We start from the raw sequence: 20,603 nt of genomic DNA on the forward strand, positions 1-20,603 counted from the left end.
CAGGTGATGTCATCATGCAGATTGATAAACTACGTGGCAAACAATTGGATCAACTGTTTGATGCGATTCTTTCGTTAAAAGATCGTGAGGAATGCTATAAATTTTTTGATGATATTGCAACCATGTCTGAAGTTCACGCAATCGCTCAGCGGCTTCAGGTAGCCAAAATGCTGACAGAAGGGCACACTTACACCTTCATAGAAGATGAAACAAATGCATCGACTGCAACGATTTCCCGTGTGCGCCGCTGTATTAACTATGGCAGTGACGGGTATAAGATCGTACTGGATCGCATGCTGGATAACGATGAATGATAAAAGCAGCTATCTCCGGTTTGGGGATAGCGCGCTTTAGTTGGTCGAAACGTCACGAATTTTACAATTCATATTCAGAAAAAAAACTATCCGAATGTAACGGGAAATAGTACATATGATACGTTGCAGCACCTCGCTGAATGAAGTTTTATTTCACCTGCACGAAATGCCACAAAAATCACCACACAAAATCCTAAATTCATAGCGCAATTTTTGGTATACTTTTAGAATGAAAGGAAGTATTATGTTTTTATAAAAACTTGGTTTATCGCCGAGTTAGCAAAAGCCATCTTTTTACTTATAAGATTAACCATTCATTTAAACGTTTTGACGTTGTAAAAAAGTTCGATATGAATCGTTATCTTTGTGAATCTAATTTTTTAAATGGAGGATTTATACGTGAATTATTCATTGGATAATTGGAATCATTTGTTTAAACTGGATCCTGCCAAAGAAATATCGGATGAAGATCTTGATGCCATTTGTGAGTCAGGAACCGATGCTGTGATTGTGGGCGGAACGGATGATGTGACGCTGGATGATGTACTGGATTTGCTTTCGCGCATCCGCCGGCATACAGTCCCATGCATTTTGGAAATTTCCAATATGGAATCCATTACACCTGGATTTGATTATTATTTTATTCCGATGGTAATGAACAGTACGGAGAAAGAATGGATGATGGATATCCAGCATCAGGCGATTAAGGAATATCGGGATTCAATGAACTGGGACGAAATTATTGTCGAAGGCTACTGTATATTAAATGAGGAAGCCAAGGCATTTAAACAGACAAAATGCAGCATGCCGGACGATGATGATGTGGTGGCCTATGCGTATATGGCGGAACACATTTTTCAATTGCCGATTTTTTACATGGAATACAGCGGCACGTATGGCCATACGGAGCTTGTCAGACAGGTGAAAGAACAGCTTCACAATACGAAGCTTGTTTACGGCGGCGGTATTGAAAATAATTTTCAGGCACGTGAAATGAAGGAACATGCTGATACTGTTGTTGTCGGCGACCTGATTTATACGGATATGAATAAGGCACTGAAAACAGTCAAAGCAGTTCAGGAAATGCAGTAAGAAATAAGTATAAAAAGTCGGCAAAAGTGGGTTACCAGTTTTCCATTTCCTGACTTTTTGAACAACATCTGAAGGTGGTGTCATCGTGAGTCAGACAATGCATGACTTACTAAACGGATTAAATAAAGAGCAGCAGCAGGCTGTACAGCATACAGACGGGCCATTGCTGATCATGGCGGGAGCAGGAAGCGGTAAAACCCGGGTGCTGACACACCGGATTGCTTATCTGCTCGGTGAAAAGGATGTTTCCCCGAGAAATGTGCTAGCTATTACATTTACCAATAAGGCTGCCCGTGAAATGAAGGGGCGTGTACACAAACTGGTAGGAGCAGGCGGTGAACAGATTTGGGTTTCCACCTTCCACTCAATGTGTGTGCGTATTTTGCGCCGTGACATTGACCGGATTGGCTATAATCAAAACTTCTCGATCCTGGACAGCGGTGATCAGCTGTCGGTCATCAAGCAAATTTTGAAAGACCTGAATATCGACCCGAAAAAATTCGATCCGCGCGCAATGCTGGGACAGATCAGCGGGGCAAAAAATGAACTGATCACCCCGGAGGAATACAGCCAGAAAGTCGGGGACTTTTTCCAGCGCCAGGTTGCGCAAGTTTACGAACGCTATCAGAAAACATTGCAAAAAAACCAGGCACTCGACTTTGACGACCTGATTATGCAGACAATTCATTTATTCAAACGTGTCCCGGAAGTGCTGGAATATTATCAGCGCCGGTTCCAGTATATCCATGTGGACGAGTATCAGGATACGAACCATGCCCAATACTATTTGGTAAAGCAGCTGGCAAACCGGTATCAGAACCTTTGTGTTGTCGGGGATTCAGATCAGTCGATATACCGCTGGCGGGGTGCGGATATTGCGAACATCCTGTCATTTGAAGAAGATTATCCGTCCACACGGGTCATTTACCTTGAGCAAAATTATCGTTCGACCAAATCGATTCTAGATGCAGCGAATAAAGTCATCCAAAACAATTCCGGCCGAAAACCGAAAAATCTTTGGACAGAAAATGACGACGGGAAAAAGATTCATTATTTTCAGGGAGCAACTGAGCAGGAAGAAGCACTCTATGTAACGGACAAAATTCAGGAGTTGACGCGTGAGGAAGGATTTTCCCGAAATGATATCGCGATTCTGTATCGGACGAATGCACAATCCCGGGCAGTTGAGGATACCTTCGTCAAATCGGATATTGCCTATCAGATGGTCGGCGGCACCAAGTTCTATGACCGAAAAGAAATAAAAGATCTGACATCGTATTTACGCCTGATTACCAATCCGGATGATGATATAAGCTTCGAGCGTGTGGTCAACGTTCCCAAACGCGGAATCGGGAAAACATCAGTAGACAAACTGCGTGCATATGCAGGAGAACATGGCATCTCGTTTTTCCAGGCCGTAAAAGAGGTTGATTTCATCGGTGTCACGAAAAAAGCTGCCAATGCACTGTCGGAATTCGGTAACTTAATACAAACTCTATCGCAGCAGCAGGAGTTTTTGACCGCTACGGATATGGTTGAAGCGGTATTGGAGCGTACTGGCTACGAACGAATGCTGAAAAATGAGCGGTCACTCGAGTCACAAAGCCGGCTGGAAAACCTGGAAGAGTTCATGACGGTCACCCAGGATTTTGAGAAAGAAGCCGAGGACAAAACGCTTGTTGCATTCTTGACAGACCTAGCGCTGATAGCCGATATTGACCGTGTTGATGAAGAGGAAGCAGAAAACGAACCAAAAGTTACACTGATGACACTGCATGCCGCAAAAGGGCTGGAATTTCCGGTCGTCTTTTTGGTTGGAATGGAAGAAAACGTCTTTCCCCACAGCAGATCGATGTTTGATCAGGAAGAGATGGAGGAAGAACGACGCCTGGCCTATGTAGGGATAACCCGTGCTGAGCAGGAGCTTTATCTGACCCATGCGAAAATGCGGACCCTTTACGGCCGGACGAACATGAATCCGATCAGCAGATTCATTAACGAAATTCCGGAAGATCTGGTTGATGGTATTGAACAGGTACGGCAGACGATGTATGGCTCATTTGAAAAGCAGAATAACCAGCCATCTGCTGCAAAACGCCGTGCCGGGAAAATGCAGCAAACAAGCGGAGCGGAGTCACAAACCTGGAATCCAGGTGATAAAGCGGAACATAAGAAGTGGGGCGTTGGAACAGTCGTCAAAGTTCAGGGAGAAGGCGAATCGATGGAGCTTGATATTGCATTTCCTGCACCGACAGGTATCAAACGGCTGCTAGCCAAATTCGCACCTATCACGAAACAATAGGAGGTGCTTGCTGAATGGACAAACAACAAGCACAACAGAAAATTGAGGAATTAAGGAAACTGTTACATCAGTATAATCATCAATATTATGTTCTTGATAATCCGAGTGTCCCTGACGCAGAATATGACCAGAAAATGCAGGAACTCATCAAACTTGAGAATGACTTTCCGGAGCTGGTAACTGCCGATTCACCTACACAGCGCGTTGGCGGTGAACCGTTGGATGCATTTCAGAAAGTACAGCATCATGTGCCGATGCTCAGTCTGGGCAATGCCTTTAATGAAGGCGACCTCCGTGATTTTGCCCGGCGCGCGGCTCAACTGACGGATGAGCCGATTTCATTTGTATGTGAACTGAAGATTGACGGTCTTGCAGTATCGCTCACTTATGAAGACGGAAAATTCGTCCGTGGTGCCACTAGGGGTGATGGAACAACCGGTGAAGATATCACAAGCAACTTGAGGACGATCCGCAGCATACCGCTTTCCATTCAGGAGGAAAGTACGATAGAAGTACGCGGGGAGGCTTTTATACCGCATAAATCGTTTTTGAAGCTGAATGAACAGCGGGAAGCAATTGATCAAGAACCGTTCGCTAATCCGCGCAATGCCGCGGCAGGGTCATTACGGCAGCTTGATCCGAAAATAGCCGCCAGCCGCAATCTCGATATTTTTCTGTACGGTGTGGGTGAATGGGAGGCAGGAACCCTAGAATCACACAGTGAGCGGCTGGATTATTTGAGCAAAATCGGTTTTAAAACGAATCCCGAGTGGCGTAAATGCGATACGATTGATGACGTCATCGATTATGTCAAGCATTGGGAACAAAAACGCCCTGATTTGGAATATGAAATCGATGGAATTGTCATTAAGGTGGATAATCTCGCACAGCAGGAGGAATTGGGCTTTACCGCCAAAAGTCCGCGCTGGGCAATTGCTTATAAATTTCCGGCAGAAGAAGTGATTACAACACTGCACGATATTGAATTAAGCGTCGGCCGGACCGGGGTTATTACACCGACAGCTATCTTGGCCCCTGTTAGAGTGGCTGGTACGACGGTGAAACGCGCTTCGCTGCATAATGAAGATTTAATCCGGGAAAAGGATATTCGGCTTGGCGACACGGTTGTGATCAAAAAAGCCGGTGACATCATCCCGGAAGTTATTCGTACTGTTGAGGAAAAACGCACCGGTGATGAGAAAGAATTTTTTATGCCAGATGAATGTCCGGCATGCGGCAGTGAACTTGTCCGTCTTGAGGAAGAAGTGGCTTTACGTTGTATGAACCCGAACTGTCCGGCACAATTAAAAGAAGGACTGATTCACTTTGTCTCCCGCAACGCAATGAATATTGACGGCCTTGGTGAAAAAGTGATCATCCAGCTTTTTCGGGAAGAGCTGATTCATACAATCGCTGATATTTATCGTCTGCGACGTGAGGATTTATTGCAATTGGATCGAATGGGCGAGAAATCAACCGATAATCTGCTTACAGCAATCGAGGCGTCCAAAAAGAATTCACTGGAAAGGCTATTATTTGGTCTTGGCATCCGGTTTGTTGGTTCCAAAGCAGCAAAGATACTTGCTGCTCATTTTGAGACAATGGAAAATCTGCAGCAGGCAACATTTGAAGATATTGTCGCGATCAACGAAATGGGCGACAAAATGGCTGACGCGGTTGTCCAGTATTTTGCCGAAGATGAAGTGAAGCATTTGCTTCATGAACTGAAAGACATCGGTCTCAATATGGCATACAAAGGACCGAAACAGCAGGACATAGAGGGAGATACCGCATTTTCTGGCAAAACAGTTGTACTGACCGGGAAAATGGAGAATTTTACACGATCGGAAGCAAAAACCTTGGTGGAGCAGCTGGGAGGGTCTATCACCGGCAGTGTGAGCAAAAATACTGATATACTTATTGCCGGAGAAGACGCCGGTTCGAAATTGGACAAAGCGGAAAAACTCGGCGTGACAATTTGGAACGAACGACAGCTTAGAGAAGTCTTAAATGATTAAGGAGTGGAGCAAATGAAAAAAATAGTCATCTGGCTGCTGACCACCATTCTGATCCTGACAAGCTGTACACCGTCTATCAACAATGAAGATGAAGTTGTTCAAAATGAAGATGAGACACAACAGCAGCAGAACTCGATTGTTTCTAGCCACCAACTATCAGATGAAAATTACCGGACGATTCTGCCCTATCGCCCCAGTGCATCCAGGGGCGTTACGACCAATCAGCTTGGAAACAGGGTCGATATTGATGAATTGGAGACAGGCTTAAGAAGGCTTTCTAAAGAATACTTTGATCCCGAGCAATATTTTTTTGAAGAAGGCCAGTATTTGACGTCTGATATGCTGTATAATTGGCTTGATACGTATCCGACGGACGAACAGCTTAAAACACTCGAGCAAAGAGTGGAAGATGATACTGATTCGTTTAGTGAAGCTGATTTAAATGCGCGCAAGCAGGCCTTAAACCCGCCGCTTGATGAAGACGAAGCAACAAAGGAAGATTACGAGAACAATCCGAAATATGTATCCCACATTCTGGAGCAAAATTTTTTAAAGCGGAATGAAGATGATACGGTGGAACTGGTGGGTGCTTCTATCGGGATAGCGTTAAAGTCAACCTTCACCTATGAGGTTGATGGCAATACCTACCATCGAGATATTTCGCAATCGGAAATGCTGGAAAAAGGAAAGGAAATTGCCCAAACGGTTCTGGAACGTGTCCGGAACATTGAGGAGCTGAGTGATGTTCCGATTATGATTGCGCTGTACCGGGAAGAAGACCAAAACTCTCCTGTTCCCGGGAATTATGTAGCTAAAACGGGTGTTGAAGGCGGACAGGCGTCAATAGGCGAATGGGAAACAGTTGACGAGGAAAATGTACTATTCCCATCTGATGAAGGCGAAGAAAAATATTACGATACCCAGCAATTAGTCCAAAACTTTGGTTCACGGATTGAAGAGTATTTTCCAAACTATGTGGGTGTAATTGGCAAAGGCTTTTACAAGGATGAAGAATTGCAAAAATTAACGCTGGAAATCCCGCTGGAGTTTTATGGTAAAGGCGAGGTGATCGGTTTTACACAATATACGTATGGTCTGGTGGAGGAAATGTTCCAAGATTACTATGACCTGGAAGTCAGAATTACCTCGAACGAAAAAATGGAAAGCTTCATCTATTGGGGAGCAGGTGATAATGAAGGGACTGTCCATATTTATGATTCGTAAACCTGAAAAAACAATTTAAGTCGATAGACTCAGCACAAAGAAAAATGCCCTTTTTTCACGAAAAACAGTGAAAAAAGGGCCATTTTTAACCGGATTTCCTCATTTCAGGAAAGTTGGCAAGTTTTGGAGGGGTTTATTGCCAATTTTACCCCTCAACTTTCCCAATATGAATTTTTGGAATTTATGTTATCATATAAATATAGCATTATTACCAAATCATTCTAAATTTCAGCTAGCGGGGTGGGTAAAAAGATGGAAATCGGACCCTATATTAAACTGCACCGCATTCAACAGGAAATGACCCAGGCAGAACTGGCTGAGGGGATTGTCTCCAGCGCTTATTTGTCCAAAATCGAAAATGAGAAAACCGAAGCAAGCCCAAACGTTATAAGTTTATTATGCACCAGACTTGGTATCCAGCTGGATAATGGAACCGACGAAATGATCAGAGAAAAGCTGCAGGAATGGTTTGGCATGCTATCTACAGAAAATGATGAGGAAGAAATCACCCGAACCTATCAGGAATTAAATCAGGTGATGTACAACAATCATTCTGCTGACAGTCTCGTCATGTTTGAGATTCACAAGATCAAGTATTTTTTAGTCATAAGTGAAATGGACAGCGCATTAAGTCAAATTAATAAACTAGCCGAAATGTCCGGCACTTTTGATAGTCTGCATCAGTTTTACTGGTATAAATTTAAAGGAAATTATAATTCGCTTAATTCCGAATTTAATCAGGCGATGCGCATGTATAAAGTTGCTGAGGAAAAACTGAATCAGGTGGATCTTTCAGAAGAGGAAATTGCTGATTTGCAATATGTAATAGCTGTGACACACAGTAAGCTGCGGAACACGCTTGAGGCGATTGAATATGCAGAAAAGGCAATCGCCACTTTTCGGACAATATATAATTTTATTCGATGTGCTGAATGTCATATTTTATTGGGCATTTCCTACCGCAGGATCAGGATGTATGATAAGGCGATAAAAAACTATAACCTTGCCAAACATTTAGGGGAATTGAAACAGCATAAGCATATTATTCAATTGACTAATCAAAATTTAGGATATCTATATTCAACGATAGGAGAAACCGAAAAAGCTATTTTTCATTATGAAGAGATCATGAAAGAGGAGAGAATATTATTATTTGAACGGATCCTTGCAGCTACCTCGCTAATTAAAGAATACCATAGTATTTATAATTTTGATAAGGCTAAAGAAATGGTTGAAATGAGTCAAAGTCTATTGGAAGAAGTCCATGACGAAGAAAGGTTTCAGCTATTCTATTACATTACCTATACGTATGATTATGCAATCAATCAGAAAGCCGAAAAGTTTGAATCATTCGTGATTGACGAGTTTATACCTTACTTAAGGAAACATAAGGATTATGCCAACTTGGTGATTTATGCCAATATGCTGGCACAACATTTTGAAGGGAATAACAGATATAAAGAATCTGTTAAATATTACAAAATGGCTAATAGTACTTTTGAAGAACTAGTTAGCCTGTAAAGGAGGGGGAGAATTTGAAAAAGATAATGGTAACTTTAGCATTTGGAGCACTTCTTGTAGTGGGATTTGCGGCAGCGCAAGATGCGCCGACGGATTCTGCGATGGAGTGGGAGCCTAAAATCCTTTCAGTAGGTCAGGACGTTAGTCACTTTTAATCTAGTTTGAAGCGAAAGATCAGTATTTTTTACCCTATTACTATATGATGTGATTTGCCTGAAATAGTGTGGAAAGCTATTTCAGGCTTTTTTCGTTTTCCGGAATTTACATGCAAATTTGCATGCAGTAAATGTAACAACTTATAATGAACTCAATCAGTGGTACATATGGTATAATAAATGTACAAATATTCTGAAAGGAGTGGGTGCAAGTGGAGTATGCCATTTCTGGAGCAACATGGCTGTGGATGTTCATTCCGATGCCTGTTGTGATGCTGCTTTCAATTATTACATTATTTACGGAAGGGAGGGGAAAGTAAATGGATCAGGCAACATTGATAACGTTTATTTTGTACGTGATTGGTATACTTGTAATCGGTATCATGATGTACCGGATGACCAACAATCTATCCGATTATGTTCTAGGCGGCCGTAAATTGCGTCCGGGGGTTGCCGCGTTAAGTGCCGGTGCATCGGATATGAGCGGATGGCTGTTGCTGGGGCTTCCGGGGGCTGTTTATGCTGCGGGTCTTGCAGAGGCTTGGATGGCAATAGGTCTGTCTATCGGGGCATATTTGAATTGGCAGATTGTCGCAAAACGTCTGCGGGTTTATACAGAGGTTTCCAACAACTCTATTACGATTCCGGACTTTCTTGAAAATCGTTTCAAGGATAACGCTCATATACTCCGGGTTATTTCGGCACTTGTTATTCTATTGTTTTTTACATTCTATACGTCATCTGGAATGGTGGCTGGAGCAAAATTGTTTGAGGCATCTTTTGGTCTGGAGTATCAAACAGCATTATGGATTGGAACCATTGTTGTTGTGTCGTATACCTTATTAGGCGGATTTTTAGCGGTAGCCTGGACTGATTTTCTTCAGGGCTCTTTAATGTTTCTCGCACTAATTGTCGTCCCGATTATTGCGATGAATCAAATTGGCGGCTGGGACGCTGCTGTTCAAGCTGTCGGGGATATCAATCCGGGTCATTTAGATATGATTGAGGGTGTCGGAATCCTGGCCATCATTTCATCTTTGGCGTGGGGGCTTGGTTATTTCGGACAGCCGCATATTATCGTCAGATTTATGGCGTTAAGATCACCGAAAGATGTTCCGAAAGCCCGGTTTATTGGAACGACCTGGATGGTTCTGGGATTATATGGTGCCATATTTACCGGTTTTGTTGGGTTAGCATTCATCAGTTCGCAGGATGTCAGTGTTCTAGATGAATATGGGATTGCCGTTGTGATGGATAACGGTGTGCAGATGCTGAATGATCCGGAAAAGATTTTTATTGCTTTTTCCCAGCTGTTATTCCATCCGGTCATTGCCGGTATACTACTGGCCGCTATTCTTTCAGCGATTATGAGCACAATTGACTCGCAGCTGCTCGTGTCTTCATCAGCGGTTGCAGAAGACTTTTATAAAGCAATTTTCAGACGAGCGGCAACAGACAAAGAACTCGTATGGGTCGGTCGGATAGCCACGCTTATCATCGCATTGATTGCTGCGATTATCGCCATGAATCCGGAGAGCACCGTGCTTGAACTGGTGAGCTATGCCTGGGCAGGATTTGGGGCGGCATTTGGTCCGACCATTTTACTTGCACTATTTTGGAAAAGATTCACCCGAAATGGCGCGTTTGCAGGTATTTTAGCAGGTGCACTTACTGTCATTGTCTGGGGTGGATTCCTGTCAGGTGGCATTTTTGACTTGTATGAAATTGCCCCGGGATTCCTGCTTAATCTGATTGTCGCTGTTGCAGTCAGTTTAACAGGCAAGCCTTCTGCGGGGGTTGAGTCTGAATATGATGAAGCAATTGCAAAGGTGAATGATGTGTGAGGTAAAATAACAAATCCGCTTTCCTTGCTGTTTCGGGGGAAGCGGATGTTTCTATTCATTTGCTTATTGAAGGCGAATTTTGCTATGATCATTAGTGTGTTTTAATAAATATCATTATAATGTAAAGTAGGATAAAATCATTTGTATGGAGGTGTCCAGCATGGCGGATATTTCAAAGGATCAGGTTAAGCATGTTGCCGGTTTAGCAAGGCTTGCCATCACTGAAGATGAAGCTGATATGTTTGCAGATCACTTGAGCTCAATCATAGAATATGCTGAACAATTAAACGAACTGGGTACAGAAAACGTAGAACCGACGACACATGTTCTCGATCTGAAAAATGTTTTACGCAAAGACGACCCGAAAGAATGGATTTCAAAAGAAGAAGCACTGAAAAATGCGCCGGACAAGCAGGATGGTTATTTTCGCGTGCCTTCGATACTGGAATAAGGAGGGAAAAATATGTCACTATTTGACCATAGCATTAAACAATTGGAAGAAATGTTACATAAAAAAGAGATTTCCGCTGAAGACTTGGTTGATGCTTCATACGATCGTATCCATGAAGTTGATGATCAGGTAAAGGCATTTTTGACACTGGATGAAGAGCATGCCCGCAGTCAGGCGAAACAGCTGGACGCTGCACCGGATGAAGATGCGCGTTTATTCGGCATCCCGGCCGGCATTAAAGATAATATTGTCACGAAAAGCTTGCGTACCACGTGCGGGAGTCAATTTTTAAAGAACTTTGACGATCCACTATATAATGCAACAGTTATGGAAAAATTGAACACGGATAAAGCGGTCACAGTTGGCAAATTGAATATGGATGAATTTGCGATGGGCTCCTCAAATGAAAACTCCAGCTTCACACCTGTCCGCAATCCGTGGAATACAGACTATGTGCCAGGCGGTTCCAGCGGTGGGGCAGCAGCTTCTGTTGCAGCAGGTGAGGTATTATTTTCCCTCGGTTCCGATACAGGCGGTTCGATCCGTCAGCCGGCGTCATTTTCCGGTGTTGTCGGGATGAAGCCGACATATGGACGTGTGTCACGCTTTGGCCTTGTCGCGTTTGCATCATCTCTCGATCAAATCGGCCCAATTACCCGTAACGTAGAAGATAATGCACGTGTTCTTGAGATTATTTCCGGGCATGACAAAATGGATTCAACCAGTGCTGATGTTGATGTCCCTTCCTATGCGGATGCTTTGACTGGCGATATGAAAGGAATGAAGATTGCAGTACCGAAAGAATACCTGTCAGAAGGTGTCGCCCCTGAAGTGAAGAAGGCTGTTCAGAATGCATTGAAAGTATATGAATTGCTTGGTGCTGAGTGGGAGGAGGTTTCCTTGCCACATTCCAAATATGCCGTGGCAACGTATTATTTGCTGGCATCATCCGAAGCATCCGCCAACCTGGCCCGTTTTGATGGCGTTCGTTATGGAGTACGTTCTGAAAAGGCGGATAATATGGCGGACATGTTCACGTATTCCCGCAGTGAGGGTTTTGGCGATGAAGTTAAGCGTCGGATTATGCTCGGGACATTTGCTTTAAGTTCCGGTTACTATGATGCCTACTATAAAAAAGCACAAAAGGTACGCACATTGATTAAACAAGACTTCGATAGCATTTTTGGAAACTATGATGTGGTCATCGGGCCGACTGCGCCAACACCTGCGTTCAAAATTGGCGAAAAGATTGACGATCCGCTGACCATGTATGCCAACGATATCTTAACGATTCCAGTCAACTTGGCGGGGATTCCGGGGATTTCTGTACCATGCGGATTTTCAGAAGAAGGACTGCCGATCGGTCTGCAAATCATTGGAAAACCTTTTGATGAAGGTACGGTTTATCGTACAGCACATGCGTTTGAACAAGCAACTGATCATCATACAAAACGGCCTCAATTGGGAGGTGCTAAATAATGAATTTTGAAACGATTATCGGACTTGAAGTACACGTAGAGCTAAAAACGGGATCGAAAATTTTCAGCCCGAGTCCAAATGCATTTGGAGATGAGCCAAACTCGAACGTTAACCCGATTGATCTCGGCTATCCTGGTGTTTTGCCGGTATTGAATGAAGAAGCGGTTAATTTTGCGATGAAAGCGGCATTGGCACTGAATTGTGAAATCGCAGCAGATACAAAATTCGACCGAAAAAACTACTTTTATCCGGATAATCCGAAAGCCTATCAGATCTCCCAGTTTGATCAGCCGATCGGCGAAAACGGCTGGATCGAGATCGATGTGAACGGGGAGAAAAAGCGGATCGGCATTACACGTCTGCATCTGGAGGAAGATGCTGGTAAGCTGACCCACCAGGATGACGGCCATTCTCTGGTTGACTTTAACCGTCAGGGCACACCACTAATTGAAATCGTGTCTGAGCCGGACATGCGTTCACCGGAAGAAGCATATGCCTATCTAGAAAAATTGAAAAACATCATTCAATACACAGGTGTTTCTGATTGTAAAATGGAAGAAGGCTCGCTCCGTTGTGACGCCAACTTATCCATTCGTCCAATCGGGCAGAAAGAATTCGGTGTTAAAACGGAATTGAAAAACTTGAATTCTTTCTCATTCGTGCAAAAAGGACTGGAATTTGAAGAAAAGCGTCAGGAAAAAGAACTGCTGTCAGGCGGCGAAATTTTGCAGGAAACACGCCGTTACGATGAAAAAACGAAGGAGACGATCCTTATGCGCGTCAAAGAAGGATCTGATGATTATCGCTATTTTCCGGAGCCGGATCTTGTGCCACTGTATATTGATGACGAGTGGAAAGCGCGCATCCGCCGGGAAATTCCAGAACTGCCTGACGCCCGCAAGCACCGCTATATCGATGAATTGGAGCTGCCGGAATACGATGCAGCTGTTTTGACCAACTCCAAGGAAATGTCCGATTTCTTTGAGGAAACGATTAAGAACGGCGCGGATATCAAGCAAGCTTCCAACTGGCTGATGGGTGACGTTTCCGGCTATATGAACAAGCATTACAAAGAATTGAACGAACTGTCTCTGACACCGGAAGCGTTAGCTAAAATGATCAAGCTGATTGACGACGGTACGATTTCCTCCAAAATCGCCAAGAAAGTGTTTGCCGAACTGGTGGAAAATGGCGGTGAACCGGAAAAAATCGTCAAAGAAAAGGGACTTGTGCAAATTTCCGATGAAGGACAGCTGACTGAAATCATTACAAAAGTGCTTGATGAAAATGAACAATCGATCATCGACTATAAAAACGGGAAAGACCGTGCCATCAAGTATCTTGTCGGGCAGGTTATGAAAGCGACAAAAGGTCAGGCAAACCCGCCAATGGTCAATAAGATTTTACAAGCGGAGATTGATAAACGTTAAGCTGCTGAAAACGCCAGATTCCGGATTCAAAAACGCCAAATTAAGGGCCCCACACAGCTACAAAGACGATTGATTTACCGGGACTACTGCCAATTCATGACATTAGTCCATCCTTATCGCATAATGACTTTTCAAATAGGTTGAAAAGCGCTATTATAGACGTTAGGTGTAAAAACTGATTTGCGTGTTGGGAGGGGGAGTGGCATGAAAAAAGCCCGCATTATTTATAACCCGACATCCGGACGGGAAGCATTTAAACGGGAATTGCCAACTGTCATGGAGCGATTTGAAAAGGTCGGATACGAAACATCAACACATGCTACGACAGGTGAAGGTGATGCAACCAATGCTGCTGCAACAGCTGCAGAAAGACACTTTGATTTGGTAGTCGTTGCAGGTGGTGATGGTACCATTAATGAGGTAATCAATGGATTGGCAGAACAGGAGCACCTCCCGAAGCTTGGCATTATCCCGACCGGAACAACGAATGATTTTGCCAGGGCATTGTGCATCCCCCGTGGTATCGAGAAAGCTGTTGATGTTATTTTAGCAGGACAATCGATGCTGCTTGATATTGGCCGTGTAAACGATCACTATTTTGTGAACATTGCGGGGGGCGGCAAATTGACCGAACTGACGTATGATGTGCCGAGCAAGCTGAAAACAATGCTTGGACATTTGGCCTATTACGTGAAGGGAATCGAAATGCTTCCATCCTTAAAGCCGATACGGACAAAAATTGAATATGATGGAACGATTATTGATGAGGATATTATGCTGTTCCTTGTGTCCAACACGAATTCAGTAGGCGGATTTGAAAAATTAGCACCAGATGCGCGCCTTGATGATGGATATTTTGACTTGCTGATTTTAAAGAAAATGAATTTAGCCGAATTTGTCCGCATCGCCACTCTGGCAGTAAGAGGTGCTCATCTTGAAGACAAACGGATCATCTATGCACAGGCCAAGCATGTTAATGTGACGACCGATGAAAAAATGCAATTGAATATAGACGGTGAATACGGCGGACTGCTGCCCGGGGAATTCAGGAATTTGCCGCAGCATATCGAATTCCTTGTGCCGGATAAGTTTGTTGAGAAAGAGGAAGAGGCATAAATATGAAGAGACTGCTTACGTGGCAGTCTTTTTAATTGGCGAAAAGGGTATGATAAGATAAGAATTACATTCAATGCGCAAAAGGAAGATACAAATGGCTAAACAATCTGCACCAGTGAAAAAGAATCAGACCGTCACACTTCAATTTGAAGATTTGACCCATGAGGGAAGCGGAGTAGGAAAAATAAACGGTTATCCTTTATTTGTCCCATATGCTTTGCCGGGGGAAGTAGGCGAAGTGAAGGTCATTAAAGTGAAGAAAAACTTCGGGTTCGGGAAATTGCTCAAGGTTACAGAGTCCAGCCCGGAGCGTGTCGAACCGCCGTGTGACGTTTTTTATACGTGCGGCGGATGCCAGCTGCAGCATATGAGCTATGATATGCAACTTGAGATGAAACAAAATCAGGTTAAAAATGCGATGCGGAAAATTGCTCGTCTCGAACATGTACCCGTCCACCCGATCATTCGGATGGAGGATCCATGGCGGTATCGCAACAAAGTGCAAATGCCTGTCGGGGAAAAAGACGACGGTGAACTGATAACCGGCTTTTATCAAAAACGCAGTCACCGAATTATAGAAGGAATGGAAACATGCAATATTCAGGACGAAGTGAATGACCGTATGGTGGAAGCAGTAAGAAGAATTGCTGACCGACTCGGCATTCCAGCTTATGATGAACAGAATGACACTGGCGTACTGAGGCATATTGTCGTCCGCACAGGTGAGGTGACCAAGGATACGATGATTGTCATCATCACACGGACACCGGATTTGCTTCATCAGGAAGAGCTAATCAAGGAACTGATTCAGACATATCCGCATATCAAGTCGATTGTCCACAATATCAACGACCGGAAGACGAATTCTATTTGGGGCAAAAAATCTAAAACCATCTGGGGAGAAGACTATATTTACGATCAAATTGGTGATATCAAATTTGCGATATCTGCCAAATCCTTTTATCAGGTCAATCCACCCCAAACGAAAAAACTGTATGACAAAGCATTAGCGTATGCCAAGATTAGCAGCTATGATACAGTGGTCGATGCTTATTGCGGAATTGGCACCATTTCACTGTTTATGGCGCAAGAAGCCAGAAAAGTTTACGGTGTGGAGGTCGTCCCGGAGGCTGTTGATGATGCCAAGAAAAATGCCAAACTGAATCGTATCACGAACGCTGAATTTTATGTGGGTGAAGCCGAAAAAGTGATGCCATGGTGGACAGCCCAAGGCCTGCGTCCGGACGTGATTGTGGTGGACCCGCCGCGAAAAGGCTGTGATGAAGAACTGCTGAAGGCGATGATTGACATGGAGCCAAAGCGAATTGTTTATGTGTCCTGCAATCCATCAACGCTAGCCCGTGACTTGGGCATACTGGAAGATGGCGGCTATGCCACACAGGAGGTGCAGCCGGTTGATATGTTTCCGCAGACGCATCACGTTGAGTGCGTTGCACAGATACAGTCAAAATTGTAGCCCAACAATAAAGTCTTGTAAGAATAATAATGTTTTGTGAAATCACACGAAATAATGAGAATAAAGTTTTGTAAGAGCGTGTGGAGAAAAATGGGAAATTCTTTTATAACAGGGGTTTCCCTTGTTTTTTCTACAAGAGTTTATTATGGTATTAATAAAGTTTTGTGAAATATGTGATGAAAGAAATCGAGAAAAACAACGGTTTGATCCAAGACTTTTTTAACAAAAGAACGGGCGAATGCGGGTTTAAAGGGTGAATTTTTACAAGAGTTTTTTGTTAAGGTACAAAAATTGTATAGTTAAACATAAATCTCTCGGTTAAAATAAACACTTCAGATTCAGACCCCGATTTCGTGAAAATAAACATTTCCGATTTCCGGGTCTTTTTCATGCCTAACCCTTTGCTCGGTTTTCTCTTCTTTCCGTTACGCAACATTTTGAGAAAACTTTATTTTAACTTCGAAAAAAAGGTGAAAAAACAGGTGAAAAAGATACGGAAAAACGGCCACTTTTGATCTGTAAATTCTTCGAAATGGGGTTCTGTAGCAAAACTTCATTTTAACTGAAACGGTGGAATGCGACCTGAAGAGATGTGTTTTAATTACTATAGTTTCTTGCAATAAGGAACATGACATGTTAAAGTTATAATGAACGTTCAATATAAAAGGAGTTGTCATATGAAAAAGTCACAAAAAAAAGAATCCATTTTGAATACGGCAGAAAAACTATTTTATCAGTACGGTTTTCATGCAATTGGTGTGAAATCTATATTGGAACAAGCAGGAGTGGCACCAATGACTATGTACTACCATTTCAACTCAAAAGAAGATCTAATCAAAGAAATATTAGTGCGAAGAGAAGATCAATATCTTCAATTGATAGAAGATAATGTTAAAAGGGAAGACGGAATGAATTCATATATAAAGTCTCTAATAAAGATACACTTGGATTGGATAGAAACGGATAGTTTTAATGGATGCTTATTCCTAAGAGCAAAGCAGGAGTACGAAGGTGTAAATGAGGAAGTTGCTTCGCTAAGTAGGGAACATAAAAAAACACTGCTAAACAGGATTGAAAATGATTTAGAGCTATTTCATGTTCCCAGATCACTTGGTGTCCAATTACTTATTATACTAGAGGGATTAACATCAATAGCCCAAATCCAGACAATAGATGAAGTAAAAGAAGCTGCGAATGGTTTAATAAAAGATATATATGTTGCTGAAAAATGAAATAGTAAGAGGGAAACTAATGCCGTACATTATTCCCTATTTTTTTATTTATTTATTATAATGAACGTTATATATAAATAGGAGTGGTCTAATGTTTGAAAAGAAATTGATTGTTGTTGGTTTACCAATGATCGCTGTGACGTATGGTTTATCTCGGTTTAGTTATGGTTTAATGCTTCCATATATTAATGAAACGATGAATATGGCACAGTCCACTAGCGGTGTCATTTCGTCTTTGTCATACATCGCTTACTGTATTGCAATCGTATTATCAATGGTATTTTCTAATAGGGTTTCCTCAAAGTCTATACTTGTCATAGCTGGCTTATCATCAATAATGGGTTTGGGGATTATCTCAATCTCGTTTAATCCGGCCGTACTAGGTCTAGGTATATTTTTGGCAGGACTAAGTACAGGTTTCTCATCCCCACCATACGCTAACATTGTTGAATTAAATGTAGAAACAAGATTACAGAATCAAACTAATTCCTGGATTAACTCTGGTACGAGTGTTGGCACAGCTTTTACTGGGGCAGTTGCCATCCTAATGACAGATAGTTGGAGAGAAACGTATTTTATATTTATGGTTATTGCTATATTTGTATTAATCGCTAATTACAAAGTACTGCCAAAGAATCAACCTTTAAAAGAAAAGGTAATAGTTGGTTTCTCAAGAGAAGAGTGGAGAAGAGCCACACCATTAATTCTGGCTTCTTTATTGTTAGGAATATCCTGTTCAGCCTATTGGACATTTTCAAGAGACTTTATGTTTCAGATAGAGAATGTTCCATTATACCTCGGAGAATGGCTCTGGGTGATTATTGGAATAGCAGGGTTATTAGGGGGAACTGCTGGTGTATTTGTAAATAAATATGGTTTAATGCCTGCATACAGGATTTCTGTATTAGCACTTTCAACCTCGTCTCTCCTATTAGGGACATTTGCAGATTATATTATAGTAGGGTGGCTATCACCAGCCCTTTTTGGTAGTTCGTATATTTTTATGACAGGTGTTTTAATCGTGTGGGGAATTTCCGTGTTTAAATCAAACCCATCATTTGGCCTAGGTATACCTTTCTTAATACTAGCACTTGGTCAAGCAATAGGGTCCATTGTCTCCGGGGTAATCGCAGATATATCGGGGTATCATGATCTTTTTACAGGAGCTTCTATAATAGGTTATGTAGCTTTAGTATTTAAACAAAAAAACACAAAGATATCTTAATTTCGCACTTTCTATTATAGGTGTGTCTGTTAATAGTGAATAAATTTTTACTGTTTCATGTGGAGTTAGTTTTCCATTTAAATCTTCTTTCTACTATGTCTAATTAATAAATAAACCTGCTAGTTAAAATATAAATTTGCTAGTCCGACCTGATTTCGTTAAAAAATACTTGATGATCCAATCATGGGTTCAGTCATTTTTTCGGCCAATAAATGATACTTTCTTAAAAACTTAAGGTTTTCTTAAGGACTGTATTAAGTTCTTCTTATGTTTTTCGAAGTATATTGATTGTAGAATATGTTTCTTGGATAACAGAAGAGGAGAATGGCTATGACAGAAAAAAAGGTATATATTCTTTTAACAGATACGGGTTCATTATTTACAAAGATGATCAAACTATATACAAAAAAAACATATAATCATGCGTCAATATCCCTCGACTCTGAACTAGCAGAGGTATATAGTTTTGGAAGGAAAAAGGTTGAAAACCCGTTTAATGGGGGATTTGTAAAAGAAGATTTGAAAAAAGGATTATTTAAACAGGCAGATTGTGCCATCTATTCTTTTACAGTAACAGAAGCTCAAATGCAACAAATAAGTAGCTATATAAAGGAAATCGAAGGACAAAAAGAATATTATCGCTATAATTTCTTAGGATTATTCGGATTTATATTTAATAAGCCAATCATAAGAGAACGAGCATTTTTCTGTTCCCAGTTTGTTGCTGCAGTACTAAAGGAATGTAACATCATAGATTTTGAAAAGCCGCTATCACTCATAGCACCAAATGACTTGCTGAAAGCGTCTAATTTTCAATTCGTATATGAAGGGAAGCTTAAGAATTATCATCATAAAGATGGAAATGAAGAATTGGGTGTTCCTCTCCATTACATCCCAGTTGAAATGTCATAAACATTTCTTTATCCTCTTACCATAATATCTTGCACGAAAAAGGGAGAATGTAAAGTGGATCAGACGATTAACATTTTAGTTGTTGAAGATGACAATGATATTAACCAATTGTTATGTAAAATAATAAGAAAAAGCCAGTATCATCCGCAACCTGCCTATTCTGGTACAGAAGCACTGATTTATTTAGATGAACAGAAGTGGGACTTAGTTTTACTTGATTTAATGCTTCCGGGTAAGGTCGGAGAGGAAATTCTCGCAAAAATAACGGAAAAAGGTTCTATTCCAGTTATTATTATTTCAGCAAAAAATGAACAGCAAACAAAAATTAAAAGTTTGCGATCAGGTGCAGATGACTTTATTTCCAAACCCTTTGATGTTGAAGAAGTATCTGCTCGTATTGATTCTCTGCTGCGTAGATACAAACATACGAATGAAACGCCTAGACAAGTGTTAACCCATAAAGATATTCACCTTGATTTGGAAACAAAAACCGTTTATGTAAATGGTAGAGAGATTACATTGACAGTTCGGGAATACAAGATTCTTGTGCTGCTTATGACTTCTCCCAAAAAAGTCTTCTCCAAATCAAATTTATTCGAAAGTGTTTGGAATGAACATTTTCACGGAGATGACAACACGGTTAATGTTCACATGAGTAACTTAAGAAATAAGCTTTCCAATGCGAACCCTGATGAAGAATATATTGAAACGATTTGGGGAATGGGCTACCGTATGAAATCTTAATGTTTTTTTTAGATTTATCTTAAGTCTTTCTTATGTTTTACGTTCCATACTGATTTATAGAGAAAAG

General features: G+C 41.8%; 17 protein-coding genes. All 17 read left to right on the top strand.

All coding sequences use genetic code 11. The annotated features are described in order from the left end of the window. Positions 1-14 precede the first annotated feature (14 nt). The 17 genes from BM195_RS10870 (at position 15) to BM195_RS10945 (ending at position 20,536) form a co-directional block, all read left to right on the top strand. Entirely contained in the window at positions 15-314 is a 300-nt protein-coding gene (locus tag BM195_RS10870; protein WP_090237772.1) for a YerC/YecD family TrpR-related protein, read from the top strand. A gap of 399 nt (positions 315-713) precedes the next feature. Next, complete coding sequence (gene pcrB / locus BM195_RS10875; protein WP_244535740.1) at positions 714-1,406, top strand: heptaprenylglyceryl phosphate synthase; 693 nt, start codon at positions 714-716, stop codon at positions 1,404-1,406. Between the two features lie 97 nt (positions 1,407-1,503). Next, entirely contained in the window at positions 1,504-3,708 is a 2,205-nt protein-coding gene (gene pcrA, locus BM195_RS10880) for a DNA helicase PcrA (protein ID WP_425283919.1), read from the top strand. 14 nt (positions 3,709-3,722) lie between these two features. Continuing rightward, complete coding sequence (gene ligA / locus BM195_RS10885; protein ID WP_090237781.1) at positions 3,723-5,726, top strand: NAD-dependent DNA ligase LigA; 2,004 nt, start codon at positions 3,723-3,725, stop codon at positions 5,724-5,726. Between the two features lie 12 nt (positions 5,727-5,738). Next, entirely contained in the window at positions 5,739-6,950 is a 1,212-nt protein-coding gene (locus tag BM195_RS10890) for a CamS family sex pheromone protein (protein ID WP_090237784.1), read from the top strand. A 252-nt stretch (positions 6,951-7,202) separates the two neighbouring features. Next, positions 7,203-8,471: a helix-turn-helix domain-containing protein gene (locus BM195_RS10895; protein WP_090237787.1), complete on the top strand. Its 1,269-nt coding sequence runs from the start codon at positions 7,203-7,205 to the stop codon at positions 8,469-8,471. Between the two features lie 14 nt (positions 8,472-8,485). Further along, positions 8,486-8,626 (top strand): hypothetical protein, encoded by a 141-nt coding sequence (locus tag BM195_RS18355; protein WP_170848234.1) that lies wholly within the window; start codon positions 8,486-8,488, stop codon positions 8,624-8,626. A gap of 320 nt (positions 8,627-8,946) precedes the next feature. Continuing rightward, positions 8,947-10,470 (top strand): sodium/proline symporter PutP, encoded by a 1,524-nt coding sequence (putP, locus tag BM195_RS10900; protein WP_090237790.1) that lies wholly within the window; start codon positions 8,947-8,949, stop codon positions 10,468-10,470. Between the two features lie 160 nt (positions 10,471-10,630). Then, on the top strand, positions 10,631-10,921 hold the full coding sequence (gene gatC, locus BM195_RS10905) for an Asp-tRNA(Asn)/Glu-tRNA(Gln) amidotransferase subunit GatC (protein ID WP_090237793.1): 291 nt from the start codon (positions 10,631-10,633) through the stop codon (positions 10,919-10,921). Positions 10,922-10,933: 12 nt separating this feature from the next. Beyond that, positions 10,934-12,400, top strand: a complete 1,467-nt coding sequence (gene gatA, locus BM195_RS10910; RefSeq protein ID WP_090237796.1) for an Asp-tRNA(Asn)/Glu-tRNA(Gln) amidotransferase subunit GatA — start codon at positions 10,934-10,936, stop codon at positions 12,398-12,400. Then, positions 12,400-13,830: an Asp-tRNA(Asn)/Glu-tRNA(Gln) amidotransferase subunit GatB gene (gene gatB / locus BM195_RS10915; protein ID WP_090237799.1), complete on the top strand. Its 1,431-nt coding sequence runs from the start codon at positions 12,400-12,402 to the stop codon at positions 13,828-13,830. The genes gatA and gatB overlap by 1 nt, the downstream gene beginning before the upstream one ends. Before the next feature lie 204 nt (positions 13,831-14,034). Continuing rightward, positions 14,035-14,946, top strand: a complete 912-nt coding sequence (locus tag BM195_RS10920) for a diacylglycerol kinase (protein ID WP_090237802.1) — start codon at positions 14,035-14,037, stop codon at positions 14,944-14,946. Between the two features lie 94 nt (positions 14,947-15,040). Next, a complete protein-coding gene (gene rlmD / locus BM195_RS10925; protein ID WP_090237805.1) occupies positions 15,041-16,423 on the top strand; it encodes a 23S rRNA (uracil(1939)-C(5))-methyltransferase RlmD in 1,383 nt (460 codons plus the stop codon). Between the two features lie 677 nt (positions 16,424-17,100). Beyond that, complete coding sequence (locus tag BM195_RS10930; RefSeq protein ID WP_090237808.1) at positions 17,101-17,655, top strand: TetR/AcrR family transcriptional regulator; 555 nt, start codon at positions 17,101-17,103, stop codon at positions 17,653-17,655. Positions 17,656-17,746: 91 nt separating this feature from the next. Continuing rightward, positions 17,747-18,880 (top strand): MFS transporter, encoded by a 1,134-nt coding sequence (locus tag BM195_RS10935; RefSeq protein ID WP_090237811.1) that lies wholly within the window; start codon positions 17,747-17,749, stop codon positions 18,878-18,880. A 330-nt stretch (positions 18,881-19,210) separates the two neighbouring features. Beyond that, positions 19,211-19,792 (top strand): hypothetical protein, encoded by a 582-nt coding sequence (locus BM195_RS10940; RefSeq protein WP_090237814.1) that lies wholly within the window; start codon positions 19,211-19,213, stop codon positions 19,790-19,792. Between the two features lie 54 nt (positions 19,793-19,846). Then, on the top strand, positions 19,847-20,536 hold the full coding sequence (locus tag BM195_RS10945) for a response regulator transcription factor (RefSeq protein WP_090237817.1): 690 nt from the start codon (positions 19,847-19,849) through the stop codon (positions 20,534-20,536). Positions 20,537-20,603 lie beyond the last annotated feature (67 nt).

This window comes from Lentibacillus halodurans, from assembly GCF_900112045.1.
GTDB lineage: Bacteria > Bacillota > Bacilli > Bacillales > Amphibacillaceae > Lentibacillus > Lentibacillus halodurans.